The organism is Gluconacetobacter entanii (assembly GCF_013155425.1).
Lineage (GTDB): Bacteria > Pseudomonadota > Alphaproteobacteria > Acetobacterales > Acetobacteraceae > Novacetimonas > Novacetimonas entanii.
Genome location: NZ_JABJWD010000023.1, coordinates 12,766 through 27,828, shown reverse-complemented (window position 1 = coordinate 27,828; position 15,063 = coordinate 12,766). Strand labels below are relative to the sequence as shown.

The window sequence follows — 15,063 nt, the reverse complement described above, 5'->3', positions numbered from 1 at the left end:
CCCTCCCCCTCCCTCCCTGCCGGACGCACTGCCACATGGCGGTCCGTGCTGCATGGCGCGATGGTCGCGGGGGCGCTGTGCATGGGGGGCATCGCGGGGGCACAGGCCGCCACGGATCGGGGGGCGACGGTCATCCTGGCGCAACATCCGGGCACGGAACTCGACCGGCAGGCGCATATCCTGCAGGCGCAGGACCTGCGTGATGCGCGTGCGCGCGGCGAACATCCCGTCATCCTGACGGCATCGGGGCCGCTGTCGGACCAGCCAGGGGACATGGCGCTGTTCGTGCAGTTGCAGTCGCCGGGCCTGTGCGGGTCCGCAGGCTGTTCCACCTCCGTCTTCCTGCGCCGGGGGACGCGCTGGACGCAGGTTCTCGATTCGCTGAGTGGGCCGGTGCGGATCATGCCGCAAAGCCATGGCGGCATGCATGACCTGCTGGTCGATGACGGGGATCGCTGGATCTGGAACGGCTCGACCTATGACGACACGCAGGCGACGACACCTTCGCCCCCCGGCCCTGCGGCGGTGCGGTAAGGACATCTTCCGTCGATCCGGGGAAAGCATGGAGCGGGTGAAGGGAATCGAACCCTCGTATGCAGCTTGGGAAGCTGCCGTTCTACCATTGAACTACACCCGCGTGCTGCCCTCCCTATAGCGGAGGGACCGACCCAATGCAATCGTTCCCGCAGGCCCGGATGCAACAGGGCCGATGCCCGCCCGCGGCAGTTGACGAGCATGGGTGCAATCCGCAATAACCGTGCCTGTACCGCGCGCCCTGCCATGGGGCCGGGACCCTCGTGATTTGATTCGGCCGGCTTGCGGCGAGGTTAAACAGACGCGCTAAAGAGGCCTGATGCCGCCACAAGGCGCTGGTGTCATGGTTTCCACGGTCGGACGATCCATTGCCGAAGGAAGCTTTGTCCCGGATCATTCCAAGCCCTTTTTTCCGGTCCGGGCCTCTGCCTTTTTCGGCGTTTCTGACGATTTTCTGGTTTGGGAATCCTGACGATCATGACTGAGAACTCCACCCCTTCCGAATGGCGCGCCGCCACCCGCCTGCTGCATGCGGGCGAGGAACGCACCCCCTATGGCGAAACGAGCGAGGCGCTGTTCCTGACGTCAGGCTTTGTCTATGACAGCGCCGAACAGGCGGAGGCCACGTTCCTTGGTGATGTGCAGCATTACCAGTACAGCCGCATTTCCAACCCCACTGTCACCGCACTCGAACGCCGCCTTGCCAACCTTGAGGGAGCGGAGGACTGCGTCACCACATCCACCGGGATGGGGGCAGTCTCCTCCGCGCTGCTGGCGCAGGTGCGCGCGGGCGAACGTGTCGTCGCGTCACGCGCGCTGTTCGGGTCGTGCCACTGGATCGTGGCCGAACTGCTGCCGCGCTACGGGGTCGAAACCGTGTTCGTCGATGGCGCGGACCTGTCCGCATGGGCCGAAGCCCTGTCGAAGCCGACCAGCGCCGTGCTGCTCGAAAGCCCGTCGAACCCGATGCTCGACATCCTCGACATCCGCGCGGTCTGCGACCTTGCGCACAGGGCCGGGGCGATCGTGGTGGTCGATAACGTGTTCGCCACCCCGCTTTACCAGAAACCGCTGGAGCTTGGCGCGGACGTCGTCGTCTATTCGTGCACCAAGCATATCGACGGGCAGGGCCGCACGCTGGGCGGTGCGGTGCTGGGGCGGAAGGAATGGCTTGACGACGTGCTGCGTCCGTTCGTGCGCAACACCGGCAACACGCTCTCCCCGTTCAATGCGTGGGTGATGCTCAAGAGCCTGGAGACGCTGTCGCTGCGCGTGAACGCGATGACCGCGAATGCGGGCAAGGTGGCGGACTTCCTTGCTTCCGCGCCGCAGATCCTGCGCGTGTTCTATCCCGGCCGCGCCGACCATCCGCAGCACGAACTGGCGATGAAGCAGATGAGCGCAGGCTCCACGCTGGTCGCGTTCGAGGTCGCGGGCGGCAAGGAAGGGGCCTTCGCCTTCATGGACGCGCTGAAGCTGATCAGCATTTCCAACAACCTTGGCGATGCGCGCTCGCTGGTGACGCACCCGGCCACCACCACGCACCACAAGATCGGGCCGGAAGAGCGCGCGCGCCTTGGCATTACCGATGGCGTGATCCGCTTTTCCGTCGGACTGGAAGATGCGGAGGACCTGATTGACGATCTGCGTCGCGGCCTGAGCGCCGTCGCCGCGCGCTGATCCACAGCCCGGAGTACCTTATGGCCCAGAACAAGTCGTTCCCCCCTCCCCCCGGACACGATCCCGACTCCGCCCTGGCGAGCGCCATCGACAACACCCCGTGTTACGAGGCGCGCACAGGCGATGTGCGGGTGCTGGTGCAGACGTTCTGGCTGGATGACCAGTCGGAACCGGAGGAGCGGCGGTTTGTCTGGGCCTATCGCATCCGGGTGGAAAACCATGGTGACAGTGCGATCCAGCTCCTGCGGCGTAGCTGGCGCATTGTCGATGGGCAGGGCCGCGTCGAACATGTGCAGGGCGACGGGGTCGTGGGGGAACAGCCCGTGATCGACGCGGATGGCTGTTTCGAATACATGTCGGGTGCCGCGCTGGAGACGCCCACGGGATTCATGGGCGGGACCTATCACATGGTCCAGCCCGGCACGCGCGAACATTTCGACGTGAACATCCCGACCTTCAGCCTCGACAGCCCGCATCACCCCGCCATCTTCCATTAACACCCCATCAACACCCATGCCTGCCATCGCCCGCACGCGGACGGGCGTGGCGCGCAGGAACAAGACAGAACACAGCAATGACCCCCACCGATTCCGCCCCGTTGCCCCGCCCCACGCGTGAGGAGGCAGAAGATGCCGTGCGTACGCTCCTGCGCTGGGCCGGCGAAGACCCCCGGCGCGAAGGGCTGCACGACACGCCAGCGCGCGTGGTGCGTTCGTACGAGGAATTCTTCTGCGGCTATGCCGAGGACCCGGTCGATCTCCTGACCCGCACCTTTTCCGAGGTCGAGGATTATGACGAGATGGTGCTGCTGCGCGATATCCGCTTTGAAAGCCATTGCGAACACCACATGGTGCCCATCATCGGCGTGGCGCATGTCGCCTACCTGCCGCGCAAGCGCGTGGTCGGCATTTCAAAGCTGGCGCGCGTGGTCGATGCCTATGCCCGGCGGTTCCAGATCCAGGAACGCATGACGGCGCAGATCGCCAATACCATCAACGAGGTCCTGCAACCGCGCGGCGTGGGCGTGGTGATCGAGGCCTCGCACCAGTGCATGACCACGCGTGGCGTGCACCGCCCCGGCGTGTCGATGGTCACCAGCAGGATGCTGGGCACGTTCCGCAGCAATTCCGACACGCGGCGGGAATTCCTGTCGATCCTGAACCGCCCCGGCGTTACCGGCGGGGTCTAGGCGGCTGTCATCAGATGAAAGTTTTTGGTGAAGCCTTTTTCAAAAAGCTTCGAAAGAACACCGCCTTTTTGGAAAAAGGCGGCACCCAGAAACTTCTGTCACTTTGCTGTCAATGCCCCTGATGGGGGCGGGTCAGATCTCGACCCGTGCGCCCAGCACGGCGATGAACTGCGCCAGCCACGCCGGATGGGCGGGCCAGGCCGGGGCCGTCACCAGCAGGCCATCGGTCACGGCGGCGTCGATGGCGATGTCGGCAAAGATCCCGTCCGCCAGTTCGACATCGGGACGGCAGGCGGGATAGGCCGAAACCCTGCGCCCGGCAATGACCCGCGCCGCCGCCAGCAGTTGCGCCGCATGGCAGATCGCGGCGACCGGCCGGTCCGCGAACGCCCGCACCAGCGCGATCACCCGCGCATCAAGGCGCAGATATTCCGGCGCGCGGCCACCGGGAATGACCAGGCCGGCATATTCCTCATGCCGCACGTCATCGAACGTCGCCGTCAGGGCAAAGCGGTGACCGGGCTTTTCGCTGTAGGTCTGCGCGCCCTCGAAATCATGGATGGCGGTCAGGACATGATCGCCCTTCTTCCTGCCCGGGCAGACGGCATCGACCTGGTAGCCCAGCATGCCCAGCGCCTGGAACGGGACCATGATCTCGTAATCCTCGACATAGTCACCGGCCAGCAGGAGGAGTTTTTTCGTCATTGCCAAAGCCCTTTCCTTGATGTGGCGCGGATCAGTCGTGGCCCGGTGGCAGGTGTTCACGCAGGCGCGGCATAAGTTCGACGAAGTTGCAGGGCACATGGCGGCTGTCGAGCTGCCAGACAAGGATGTCGTCCCAGCCATCGCGCACCGCCCCGGTGGAACCGGGCAGCGCGAACAGGTAGGTCCCGTCCGCCACCCCCGCAAGGGCGCGCGACTGGATCGTGGAGGTCCCGATCTTCTGGTACGACAGCATGCGGAACAGTTCGCCGAACCCCTCGATCCGCTTGTCGATCACCCGCTCGAACGCCTCTGGCGTCACGTCGCGGCCCGTCACCCCGGTGCCGCCGGTGGAGATCACCACATCGACCTGCGGATCGGCAATCCATTGCGACAGGCGCCCGGCGATCGCATCGGCGTCGTCAGGTTCGATCGCGCGCGCGGCCACGTGATGGCCTGCCGCCGTGATCCGTTCGGCAAGGATGTCGCCGGAACGGTCATCGGCGGGCGTACGCGTGTCGGACACCGTCATCACCGCGATGCGGACCGGCAGGAAGGGCTTGTTCATATCCAGTCGAGACATGCCGCGATCTTCGCCCCCGTGCACACCATTCGTCAATCTCGATCTGCCATGATCGAGGGATGGCGCAATATCACATCGCGAAAAGATGACCGGGAGAGATACCTGTAGTAATCACTTAAAGCGGAAGTCCAGAAATAACTTTACTGACTATTTGTGCATTGCACAAAAAAATTATCCTTTTTGTAACAACGAAATATTTTTGAATTTCTGGCGTTGCATGGAATTATGCATCATATTATTTCATACTAAACAAATGTTCATAAAATTTATTGTCCAAGGTTCATCTCCAATATGAAATATGCTACGAATGCGCGGATGATCAGGATAATTCCACTCTTTCTTGCCCCCATCGTGCTGTCTTTTCTTGTGCTTATCGCCGATCGGGCCCCGGCCTTCGCACAGGCCATACCGGGCGACAGCATGGGCGGGATCGGCACCCAGCCAATGGTGGCTGCCAACGCCCGGCGCACGCAGTCCGCATGGGCGCAGGACCCGGGGCAGTTCTTCAGCGCACCCTATGGCAACCAGCATTTCTTCGGGGACTGGCTGGGCCTCCAGCCATGGCTGGTGCGCCACGGCATCCACATCGCCGCTGACGAGCATGAGGAACTGGCCGGGAACTTCCGCGGCGGCGCCAAGCAGGGCGTCACCGATGCGGGGCAGACGGGCGTGGAAATCGACATCGACTGGAACAGGCTGGCGGGGCTCAAGAATTTCTGGACCCATACCATGATCGTCAACGGCCATGGCACGAACCTCAGCACCGAATACATCCATGACTCCCTGGGCGGGGTGCAGCAGATCTATGGCGCGCGTGGTAACGTCGTGGCCCATCTGGTGTACATGTATGCCGAACAGTCACTGTTCCATAACCGACTCGACATCAGCGCGGGCTGGATCCCGGTCGGCAGCTTCTTTGCCGCATCCCCGCTGTTCTGTAACTTCATGAACGTGTCGATCTGCGGCAATCCCGCGCCCGGCAAGTATGTTCCGGGCGGCCGTGACTGGCCTTCGGGCAACCTTGGCGTCGTGATGCGCGTCATGCCGACGGTCGATACCTATATCATGGCGTCGATGTTCGCCGTCTCGCCCCATGCCTATAACGGCGGCATTTCCGGCTGGTCGTGGGCGCAGAGCGGCCTTGGCCACTTCTCCACCCCGGTGGAAATCGGCTGGCTGCCGGAATTCGGCCGCCATCACCTCGCCGGTCATTACAAGGCGGGCTATGGCTATGACAATTCGCAGTACAACGACCTGTTCCAGGACATCGACGGCAATTCGGCCGTGATCACCGGTCGCCCCTTCCGCAAGGAATCGGGGGTCAGCACGGCATGGTTCCAGGCGGACCAGATGTTCGTGCGCAATGGCAAGGGCCCGACGAACGGCCTGATCGGCCTGGCGGGGTACATGTATACCTCCGGCAAGGTCTCGGCCATGAAGCAGCATGCGTGGGCGGGCATGATCGAAACCGGCGCGAAATGGGGCCGTCCGCTCGATACCATGGGCGCGATGTTCCACTATTTCGAAATGAGCCGTTCCTCGGTGCTGCAGCAGGAATCCTCCATGCTGACGGGCCAGCCACTGCTGTCGAACCAGTGGGGACAGGCGTGGGGCATCCAGACGCATGAGGATGTGTATGAACTGTTCTACAACATCCATGCGGCGCGCGGCATGAGCTTCCAGCCCGACTTCCAGTACATCAACCGCCCGGGCGGCACCACGACCTATCACGATGCCGCGGTGATGGCGCTGCAGTTCAACTGCATCCTGTGACGTCCCCCATCGCGGTCACGCGCGCAAAGATGTAGGAAGGACGGCATCATGAGTGATGTCGCCCCTGCCCCTTTCCGCGCAGGCGATCCCGATGCGATCGCCCGTGCCGCCATGGCCCTCTATCCCCCGGCGGAGCGTGGCGTGCCGCGCCTTGTGTGCCTGTCGGAAAACGCCACCTATCGCATTGACCTGCCCGGCGGGCGGCGTCGCGTCCTGCGTGTCCACCGCCCCGGATACCATGACGCCACGGAAATCCGCAGCGAACTGGCATGGCTCGACAGCCTGCGGGCCGCGGGCATACAGGTGCCGCGCGCCGTGTGCGCGATGGACGGGGAGCGGCTGCATCATGTCAGCACGCCCGGCACATCGGGACGGCATGTCGTGATGTTCGAATGGATCGACGGGACCGAACCCACGCCCGATATCGATCCCGGCAGTTTTGCCCGCCTTGGCCGCATTACCGCGCGCCTGCACCAGCACAGCCGCGCATGGCGCAGGCCGCAGGGTTTCCGGCGCAAGGTCTGGACGCATGCCACCATGGTCGGGCCGGCGGCCGCATGGGGGCAGTGGCAGGCGGCGCAGGGGCTGGATCCGCGCGCGCGCGACACGATCACCCACGCCATGGCGCAGGCAGGTTCGGAACTTGCGGCCTATGGCGATGGCGCGGCGCGTTTCGGCCTGATCCATGCGGACCTGCGGCTGGCCAACCTGCTGATCGCGGGGGAGCGCACACATATCATTGATTTTGATGATTGCGGCTTTAGCTGGTTCATGCAGGACCTTGCCGCAGCCCTCAGTTTTTTCGAGGATCATCCCCGGATGCCGCACTGGGTCGCGCACTGGCTGCGGGGATATGAAACCATGACCCCCGTGGAGCGCGCCGACCTGTCGATCCTGCCCGCATTGATCGCACAGCGCCGGGTGCAGCTTCTGGCATGGGCGACATCACACGCCCATACGGCGCAGGTGCAGGCCCTTGGGCCACAATGGGCCACAGGCTGCGTGACAGTGTGCCGCGATTACCTCGACGGGCGCCTTGCCCGGCGGATCGGGGCGTAACGGCGCAGGCGACTCGTCCACATCCTCATGACCGGTCATCATGGCCTTTGCAATCGCAGGCATGATCCATGTCATTCACCCGTGCCGGCGTGGATGGTATCCAGATCCGGCAGGCGGCCTTCCCGGACGCGGGGAATCAGGCCGTTTCAGCAGCGCAGTCGAGCGTGCGGGCGTAATCAAGCAGCGCGCGGCGGTGGTTGAGGTGAATGGAGCGCACATTCTGCGAACGCGCGGTCGTGTCATCGGAAGACAGGCCGGAAGCGCCGGAATGGGAAGAAGTCTTGACAAGCGTCTCAGTCACTGAAGGCATCGTTTCGTGTTCCGTAACTGTGCCGAAGCGGGGGCATCGCGACAGGTAGGTTGCCGCATCGATGATTTATTACCTAATCGTCATATATGACCAGATTGAGGCAGCAAGGCCATAGTTCGAATTTATCTACACCTTCTGGATCACTTTTTTGTTTACCCCATCACCACCCCGCCACTGCGTCTTGTGACATGACGATGGGGGATGATACTCGCATCCATGCGCTTTGTTCACACATCCGACTGGCAGGTTGGCAAGGTCTTCCGCTTTGCCGATGACAGCACGCAATCTGTCCTGCAGGACCAGCGGCTGGAGGTCATAGGACGCATCGGGCGACTGGCGCGCGAACAGGGCGCCAGCGCCGTTGTCGTGGCGGGCGACATCTATGACCATGAAATCCCGGTGGACCGGACCCTGCGCCAGCCGATCGAGCGCATGCGCCAGTTCCCCGACCTGTGCTGGCACCTGATCGCGGGCAACCACGACCCCAACGTGCCCGGCGGCATCTGGGACCGGCTGCATGCCATCGGCCTGCCGGACAACATCACCGCCCACCTTGACGGCCGGCCCGCGCCGATGGACCCGGCCGGGGCGGCATGGGTCATTCCCGGCGGCCTGAAACGCCGCCATGTCGCGACCGACCCGACGGCGGACATGGATTCGGCCGAAACGCCCCCCGGCGTCATCCGCGTCGGGCTGGCCCATGGGTCGGTGCGTGATTTCGGCAGCGAGGAAGTGCAGAACCGCATCGCCATCGACCGCGCCCGGCGCGCGGGCCTGTCCTACCTCGCACTTGGGGACTGGCACGGGCAGCAGCGCATCGACGAACGTACATGGTACAGTGGCACACCCGAAATCGACGGGTTCGACCGGGGCGGCGACGGGGGCGGGCATGCCCTTGTGGTGGACCTTGCCGGTCCCAACGCCCTGCCGGAGGTCACGTCCCACCGCGTCGGCCGCTTCGTGTGGCACCGTGACAGCGCCACCCTGACGCAGGCGCACGATATCGCCGCCCTGGAACATCGCCTGCGCAACATCGACCCGCAGGAGGCGGACCGCGTGCTTGTCTGGCTGGACGTGCGCGGCGCGCTGTCGCTGGAGGGGCTGCAGGCGTACCAGGACATGCTCGACGCGCTTGGCTCCGCCCTGCGCCTGCTGCGCGTCGATGGGGAACCGACATTGCTGCCCCATGCGGACGACCTCGACCTGTTCGGCACGGGCGCGGTGCGCGCGGCGGCGGCCATCCTGTCGGAACGCGCGGGCGACGGACCGGAGGCACAGCGCGACATCGCCACCGCCGCCCTGCGCCGCCTTGCGCTGATGGTCAACGCGGCGGACGGGCGGAAGGGAACCGTATCATGATCCTGCATGGTCTGAAGGTCGCGAACCTGCGCAAATTCGTAACACCCACGCGCCTGTGCGGTCTGGGGCCGGGGCTGAACGTACTGGCCGCGCGCAATGAATTCGGCAAATCCACGCTGCTTGCCGCCCTGCGGGCAGCGTTCATGTGGCGTTATTCCAGCACCAGCAGGTCGGTGAAGGAACTGCGCCCCTTTACCGACCAGAGCACCGGCCCGAGCGTGCATGTGGATTTCAGCATCAACGATATCCCCTGCCACCTTGAAAAACGCTTCCTGTCGCGCGCGGGCATGAGCCTGAAGGTCGGGGAGGAGACGTTCGCCAATGCCGATGCGGAAGAAAAGCTGCACGAGATCATGGGGCTGGAGGCGCAGGGCCGGGGCGAGGCCTGCGGCATCTGGAACGCGCTGTGGGTCACGCAGGGCGACAGCCTGAGGCAGCCCGAACTGACGGGCCGGGCCAGCGACGCCCTGACCGCCTGCCTGGAGGGGGAACTGGGCAATATCACCGGCGGGGCGGAGGCGACGCGGCTTCTGGCGGTGGTGCGTGACGAACGTGCCGTCCTGCTTGACGGGCGGGGCAACCCGAAGGGACGTTACAAGACCGCCATTGCGGAGGAAGACGCCGCCAGTGCGGAGATCGCGCGCCTGGTGGAACGCCGCCGCGCACTCGAGGACGATATCGAGACGCTGGCCGAAAAGCGCCGCCTGCTGCACCATGCCGACGACGCCACCCGGCATGAGCAGGAAACCGCCGACCTTGCGCAGGCACGCCGCGATCACGACCGCCTGCGCCAGCATGCCGCCCGCCTGAAGGCCGCGCAGGCGGAGGTGCAGCTTGCACAGGGCAGGCTGGCCATTGCGCAGGACACCATCGCCCGCCGCGCGACGATGGAAACCGAACGCCAGCGCCTGCGCACGCGCACGGACGAACTGCGCGCAGCCATGGAAAGCGCGCAGCAGCGCTGCGACCGCGCGGAACAGGCAACAGTCGCGCGCCAGCATGAACTGCAGGGCGCGATGGCCCGCCTGCAGGCCGCGCAGGAGATGCACCGCCGCGCAAGCCTGCGCGAACAGGCCAGCACATGGCGGCGCGAACAGGCCGACGCGACCACCCTTGTCACACGGCTGGAACAGGCGGCGGCACAGGTGGCGCAGGCCGAACTTCACCTTGCGCCCCTGCATGTCGATGATGCGATGATGAACCGCCTGCGCCAGGCGGAGCGTGCGGCGGACCGCGCCAGCGCGCGTTACAGCGAACAGGCGACCCGCCTCGAATTCAGCCTGCGGCCCGATATCGCGGGGCAGGTCAGCATCAATGGCGCGCCGCTGTCGGGTACGCGGCTGGAAATCACCGCATCCACGCTCGTCCATGTTCCGGGCATTGGCGACATCCGCATCACGCCGCCCGGTGATGGCGACCATGAACAGGCCCTGCAGGCCCGCACGCAGGCGCGCGATGCGCTGTCCGCCCTTCTGACGCAGGCGGGATGTGCGGACATGACCGCGGCGATGGACGCCCATGTCGCGCGCCAGCAGGCCGAACGCGCCGTGGGCGAGGCCCGCAAGATGCAGGCCCACCTGCTGTCCGCCGACATGCCCGACCCGGCGGCGGCGCTGCTGGCGGCAAGGGCGCGGGTCATGGAGCTTGACCGGCTGCTCGCCAGCGTGGCGCAGGACCCGGACGCTGCCACCCTGCCCCCGCTGGCCGAGGTGCAGGACGCCCTCGGCACCGCGGAGACGCAGGTGGAGGCCGCCCGCGCCGCCCTGCTGTCCCCCGATGGCGAAGCCCGGCAGGCGCGCGACATGCTGACACGCCACCACACGGAACTGGAACAGGCGCAACAGCAGCTTGACCGCCTGACGCTGGAACTGACGCGGGAGCGCATGGCACAGCCGGACGAGGCCCTCGCCACCCGTCATCAGGAGGCACAGGCCGCGCGCGACGCCGCCGAAAGCGCCCTGCGCATGTGCGAGGCCGACTGCCCGGACGAGGACGAGGCCATGGTGGCGGCCCGCATCAGCCGCCTTGAACGCACGCTGGAGGACCGGCGCACGCGGGTGGGCGAACTGCGTCAGGATATCGCCGCCCTGTCGGGTCGCATCGGCATCGCGGAAGGCGACGGGCTGGATGAACGGATCGCGGAACACGAACGCCTGCGTGACGGGCATGCGCGCGAACGCGCCGAATGTGCGCGGCAGGTGGAAATCCTGACGCTGCTGGCCGATACGCTGGCGGCAACGGCGCGCGATGCGACGGAGCAGTATCTTGCCCCGCTGACGCGCGCGATGGAACCGGCCCTGCGCGGACTGTTCCCCCGGGCGCAGGTGACGCTGGGGACCGATTTTTCGATCACCGGCATCACCCGCACCGTGACGGAGGAATTCGCCGACCTGTCCGATGGCACGCGCGAACAGATCGCGGTTCTGGCGCGGCTGGGCATGGCGGACCTGCTGCATACACGCGGACAGCAGGCGATGGTGGTGCTGGATGACGCGCTGACATTTTCCGACAGTGGCCGGATGGAGCAGATGTTCGATATCCTGACGGAAATGTCGCGCCGCCTGCAGATCATCATCCTGACATGCCGGTCGGAACAGTTCGCGGGGCTGGGCGCGCGGCGGTTGAGCGTGGAGGCTGTGGAACAGGCCTCTTCTATGTAGGAAGGTGTAAAAAAACGCCGCCTTTTTGAAAAAAGGCGGCACCCAAAAACTTTTATTACTTTATAATTTTTCAAATTATTCCTGATTTATATAAATAACCATATAGAACTACCGTATTTTTAAATAATAAAAGTCTTTTTTCTTCTTTTTCTTCAGAAAAAGAAGACCCTTCCCTTACAGAATCCGCCCCATCACATATTCATCAACCGCCACCCCATCGACCATCAGCGCCGCAACACGCCGCCCCTCCACCACAAAGCCGCTTTTTTCATACAGGCGGATCGCCCGGTCATTATGCACCATGACCGTCAGTTCCAGCCGGCCGATCCCATGCGCCCGCGCCCAGTCCGCGCACGCGCCAAGCAGCGCCGTCCCGATCCCCATACCGGTATGGGTGGCGCATATCCCGATCACGAGGCTGCCGACATGGCGGTTGCGGCGGAACCTGCCCCCCGTGACCTCGACATAGCCGACCGGCACGTCTGTCCCCTGCGCAAAGGCCAGCAGGAGGACGGAGTTGTCTGCGGCACGAAGCTGCGCTATTTCTGACTGCATCGCCGCGACGTCCATGGAACGCTCATCAGGTTCGAACATCATGAAGCGCGTTTGGCCATCCAGTTTACGCTTCATTTCCAGCACGGAACGGGAATCCGAAACCGAGGCTTCCCTGATTTCGATCGTCATTGTCATCCTTGTCATGGTGGCGTCGCACACGACGAAACCCCCGTCGCCGCCCGCCACGAAAGATACCGGTCATGGCCGCCGTCACGCAATCCGGTCCCTGTGGCACAGGATACGCCCATGGCGACACAGCGAAATGAAAACGCAGTAAGGGCGCACGACATGGGACAGGCATCCAGCATATAGACATCCTCATCAGGCCGATAGACCCGTCGGAGACGCACTCCGCCCTTGCCCTTTACCGCGCGGCGATCAGCAATATCGGGACGCAATTCTATAGCGCACGCCAGCGGGCGGAATGGGCAACACGGACAGAGGTGCAGTTCCTCCGCCTCGCCCGGAGCAGGGCACGCTTTATCGCCGAACGTGACGGCAGGATCGTTGGCTATGTCGGTTACGACAGAAGCCGCCAGACACTGACCGAATGTTACGTCCATCCCCACCATCAGCATCAGGGGATCGGCAGGCTGCTGGTCCGGCACATCCTGCATATCGCCCATGCCGATGGGCTGGAAAGCCTGACAGTGCTGGCCTCCCTCAACGCCCGGTCATTTTATGAAAGCCTCGGCTTTGTTTTCCAGCAGGCCGAAAACCTGGACATGAGCGACGGACAGATCCTGCCGTGCTGCCAGATGCGGGCCAGCCTGACGGGTGGAGCGTGGTCCCGTAACCCTGCATGTCCGTAAAGAAAAGAGGAGGCACATGGCCCCCTCCCCGGTTTTTTGTTCCTTGATGCACAGTAAAATTTCTGGGGTGCTGCCTTTCGCCTGAAAAGGCAGCGTTCTTCGAAGCTTTTTCGATCAGAAGCCTCACCAGAAACTTCTATGGATTACCGCTCCTCGGGCGGACGGGCATTGGCGTTGGCCACGCGGCGTCCCCACGAAATCAGGTCGCTGGTGCAGTCATCGCGGTCGATGGTGCATTCAATCAGGGTCGGGCCTTCACGGTTGGCCAGTCCCTTCTCGATCGCCTGCGCCAGTTCGCCGCCCGTCGTCGCCTTCAGGCCAAGGCCCTTGCCGTCCTCGGCGTTGAAGACTTCCATCAGGCCCGCATAATCCCAGTTCTTGACGTTGTTGTACGGACCGTCATGGATCTGCACCTCGATGGTGTAGCCACGGTTGTTGACCAGGAAGATCAGCACCGGCAGCTTCAGCCGCACCATCTGCGCCACTTCCTGCGCCGTCAACTGGAACGACCCGTCACCGACCATCAGCACGATGCGGCGTTCCGGTTCCGCCACGGCATAGCCGAACGTGGCGGGCACCGACCATCCGATATGGCCCCACTGCATCTCCAGTTCCACGCGCGCGCCATGCGGCAGCTTCATCTGGATGGCGTTGAACCAGGAATCCCCCGTCTCCGCGATCAGGGTGGTCCGCGGGGTCAGCACACCGCTGATCTGGCGCGCCATTTCCGCACGCACCAGCGGCGCGGACGGGTCGGCCGCCGCAACCGGGGCCGCAGGCCTGTGGATGCGGTGGAATTCCGTGATCGTCGTGTCCTTCTTCGGGCGCGTCCCCCACGCCTTCGTCAGGCCATCAAGCACATCGCGCAGGTGGATGTCGTCATAGGCCACGCCCTCGACACTTACATGCCGCCCGTCCGCCACCACGACATTCTCGCCACGCGGCCATGCGGTCCAGCCCACGGTGGAATAGTCGTTAAAGACCGGGGCCAGTGCGATGATCCCGTCCGACCAGTCAAAGATCTGGCGCACACCGGGGCTGCTGACATCGCCCCAGAAGGTGCCGACATAGCCGGGATGATCCTCGGGGAAGAAGCCCTTGGCCGCGGCCATCGTCGCCACCGCACAGCCAAGCGCATCGGCCAGGCGGATCGCGGCGTCCTCCGCCCCCGCCGCGCGCACGCGACTGCCGATCAGCAGCACCGGCTTCTTGCGGCTTTCGATAAAGCGGGTCAGTGCCTCCACCGCCTGCGCAACACTCGCGGGGTCGGACGGCACTTCGGCCAGGACCGCGCTTGCCGGGCCGGGACGCATGCAGGGCTGGGCTGCGACATTGCACGCGATTTCGATATAGGCGGGCTTCTTTTCCCGCAGGGCCGTGCGGATCGCATGGTCGATCAGGGCCGGCGCCTCCTCCGCAGAGGTGACGGACACCGCAGCACAGGTCAGGCGCTTTGCGATTTCAAGCTGGTAGGAATAATCCGGCGTGCCGATCGTATGGTGCAGGATATGCCCGCTGCCATGGTCGTTGGAATTGGGCGCGCCCGAAATCAGGATGACCGGCAGGTTTTCGGCATAGGCCCCGCCAATCGCGTTCAGGGCCGACAGCGCGCCGACGCTGAAGGTCACGACGGCCGCACCCGCGCCATTCGCACGGGCATAGCCCTCGGCGCTGAACCCGCAATTGAGTTCATTGCAGCAATAGACCTGCCGCAGCCCGTCAATTTCCAGAAGCTGGTCCAGAAGGACGAGGTTGTAATCCCCCGCAACCGCGAAGTGATCCTTCAGCCCGATCTGGGCAAGGCGGTCGCCAAGGTAATGTCCGACAGTATAGGCCATGTTCGTGTC

General features: G+C 64.4%; 14 protein-coding genes, 1 tRNA gene and 1 riboswitch. Of the genes, 9 read left to right on the top strand and 6 right to left on the bottom strand.

Annotation, left to right across the window (positions count from 1 at the left end; translation table 11 throughout):
* Positions 1-534 (top strand): hypothetical protein (locus tag HNH97_RS05310; RefSeq protein ID WP_338085462.1); only part of this gene is annotated, 534 nt, incomplete at its 5' end.
* 29 nt (positions 535-563) lie between these two features.
* On the opposite strand, the gene HNH97_RS05305 is transcribed toward HNH97_RS05310, so the two are convergent.
* Positions 564-637: transfer RNA gene (locus tag HNH97_RS05305), tRNA-Gly, on the bottom strand.
* 147 nt (positions 638-784) lie between these two features.
* Positions 785-865: riboswitch (SAM riboswitch) on the top strand.
* Between the two features lie 146 nt (positions 866-1,011).
* Between HNH97_RS05305 and metZ the strand changes: the two genes are divergently transcribed.
* The 3 genes from metZ to folE all read left to right on the top strand — a co-directional run bounded on the left by metZ (position 1,012) and on the right by folE (position 3,403).
* A complete protein-coding gene (gene metZ / locus HNH97_RS05300; protein ID WP_171790141.1) occupies positions 1,012-2,214 on the top strand; it encodes an O-succinylhomoserine sulfhydrylase in 1,203 nt (400 codons plus the stop codon).
* Positions 2,215-2,300: 86 nt separating this feature from the next.
* Positions 2,301-2,711, top strand: coding sequence for a Co2+/Mg2+ efflux protein ApaG (gene apaG, locus HNH97_RS05295; RefSeq protein WP_110913910.1), 411 nt, complete (start codon positions 2,301-2,303; stop codon positions 2,709-2,711).
* Between the two features lie 77 nt (positions 2,712-2,788).
* Positions 2,789-3,403, top strand: coding sequence for a GTP cyclohydrolase I FolE (folE, locus tag HNH97_RS05290; RefSeq protein WP_171790140.1), 615 nt, complete (start codon positions 2,789-2,791; stop codon positions 3,401-3,403).
* 132 nt (positions 3,404-3,535) lie between these two features.
* On the opposite strand, the gene HNH97_RS05285 is transcribed toward folE, so the two are convergent.
* Entirely contained in the window at positions 3,536-4,108 is a 573-nt protein-coding gene (locus tag HNH97_RS05285; protein WP_110913887.1) for a DJ-1/PfpI family protein, read from the bottom strand.
* Between the two features lie 31 nt (positions 4,109-4,139).
* Positions 4,140-4,688, bottom strand: a complete 549-nt coding sequence (moaB, locus tag HNH97_RS05280) for a molybdenum cofactor biosynthesis protein B (RefSeq protein WP_171790139.1) — start codon at positions 4,686-4,688, stop codon at positions 4,140-4,142.
* A gap of 291 nt (positions 4,689-4,979) precedes the next feature.
* On the opposite strand from moaB, the gene HNH97_RS05275 reads away from it, so the two are divergent.
* Both HNH97_RS05275 and HNH97_RS05270 read left to right on the top strand, forming a co-directional pair.
* Positions 4,980-6,461: a carbohydrate porin gene (locus HNH97_RS05275; RefSeq protein ID WP_171790138.1), complete on the top strand. Its 1,482-nt coding sequence runs from the start codon at positions 4,980-4,982 to the stop codon at positions 6,459-6,461.
* Between the two features lie 48 nt (positions 6,462-6,509).
* Positions 6,510-7,520: a phosphotransferase enzyme family protein gene (locus HNH97_RS05270; protein WP_171790137.1), complete on the top strand. Its 1,011-nt coding sequence runs from the start codon at positions 6,510-6,512 to the stop codon at positions 7,518-7,520.
* A 136-nt stretch (positions 7,521-7,656) separates the two neighbouring features.
* Here HNH97_RS05270 and HNH97_RS05265 read toward each other — a convergent pair whose 3' ends face one another.
* Positions 7,657-7,830, bottom strand: a complete 174-nt coding sequence (locus HNH97_RS05265) for a hypothetical protein (RefSeq protein WP_171790136.1) — start codon at positions 7,828-7,830, stop codon at positions 7,657-7,659.
* A 216-nt stretch (positions 7,831-8,046) separates the two neighbouring features.
* Between HNH97_RS05265 and HNH97_RS05260 the strand changes: the two genes are divergently transcribed.
* Positions 8,047-9,189, top strand: coding sequence for a metallophosphoesterase family protein (locus tag HNH97_RS05260; protein ID WP_171790135.1), 1,143 nt, complete (start codon positions 8,047-8,049; stop codon positions 9,187-9,189).
* Positions 9,186-11,849: an AAA family ATPase gene (locus tag HNH97_RS05255; RefSeq protein ID WP_171790134.1), complete on the top strand. Its 2,664-nt coding sequence runs from the start codon at positions 9,186-9,188 to the stop codon at positions 11,847-11,849. Before HNH97_RS05260 ends, HNH97_RS05255 begins: the two co-directional genes overlap by 4 nt.
* Before the next feature lie 174 nt (positions 11,850-12,023).
* Here the strand turns inward: HNH97_RS05255 and HNH97_RS05250 are convergent, their stop codons facing one another.
* Positions 12,024-12,533 carry a GNAT family N-acetyltransferase gene (locus tag HNH97_RS05250; protein ID WP_171790133.1) on the bottom strand — a complete coding sequence of 170 codons (510 nt, stop codon included), beginning with the start codon at positions 12,531-12,533 and terminating at the stop codon, positions 12,024-12,026.
* A 170-nt stretch (positions 12,534-12,703) separates the two neighbouring features.
* Between HNH97_RS05250 and HNH97_RS05245 the strand changes: the two genes are divergently transcribed.
* Positions 12,704-13,216, top strand: coding sequence for a GNAT family N-acetyltransferase (locus HNH97_RS05245; RefSeq protein ID WP_171790142.1), 513 nt, complete (start codon positions 12,704-12,706; stop codon positions 13,214-13,216).
* Between the two features lie 143 nt (positions 13,217-13,359).
* On the opposite strand, the gene HNH97_RS05240 is transcribed toward HNH97_RS05245, so the two are convergent.
* Positions 13,360-15,054, bottom strand: coding sequence for an alpha-keto acid decarboxylase family protein (locus tag HNH97_RS05240; protein ID WP_171790132.1), 1,695 nt, complete (start codon positions 15,052-15,054; stop codon positions 13,360-13,362).
* Between the last annotated feature and the right edge of the window lie 9 nt (positions 15,055-15,063).

Excerpts from the sequence above, each read along its gene's own strand:
- HNH97_RS05270 (WP_171790137.1), top strand. The coding sequence starts at position 6,510 with ATGAGTGATGTCGCCCCTGCCCCTTTCCGCGCAGGCGATCCCGATGCG.
- HNH97_RS05240 (WP_171790132.1), bottom strand. The coding sequence starts at position 15,054 with ATGGCCTATACTGTCGGACATTACCTTGGCGACCGCCTTGCCCAGATC.
- HNH97_RS05260 (WP_171790135.1), top strand. The coding sequence starts at position 8,047 with ATGCGCTTTGTTCACACATCCGACTGGCAGGTTGGCAAGGTCTTCCGC.
- folE (WP_171790140.1), top strand. The coding sequence starts at position 2,789 with ATGACCCCCACCGATTCCGCCCCGTTGCCCCGCCCCACGCGTGAGGAG.
- HNH97_RS05255 (WP_171790134.1), top strand. The coding sequence starts at position 9,186 with ATGATCCTGCATGGTCTGAAGGTCGCGAACCTGCGCAAATTCGTAACA.
- HNH97_RS05285 (WP_110913887.1), bottom strand. The coding sequence starts at position 4,108 with ATGACGAAAAAACTCCTCCTGCTGGCCGGTGACTATGTCGAGGATTAC.
- metZ (WP_171790141.1), top strand. The coding sequence starts at position 1,012 with ATGACTGAGAACTCCACCCCTTCCGAATGGCGCGCCGCCACCCGCCTG.
- HNH97_RS05250 (WP_171790133.1), bottom strand. The coding sequence starts at position 12,533 with ATGACGATCGAAATCAGGGAAGCCTCGGTTTCGGATTCCCGTTCCGTG.
- HNH97_RS05275 (WP_171790138.1), top strand. The coding sequence starts at position 4,980 with ATGAAATATGCTACGAATGCGCGGATGATCAGGATAATTCCACTCTTT.
- moaB (WP_171790139.1), bottom strand. The coding sequence starts at position 4,688 with ATGTCTCGACTGGATATGAACAAGCCCTTCCTGCCGGTCCGCATCGCG.
- HNH97_RS05265 (WP_171790136.1), bottom strand. The coding sequence starts at position 7,830 with ATGCCTTCAGTGACTGAGACGCTTGTCAAGACTTCTTCCCATTCCGGC.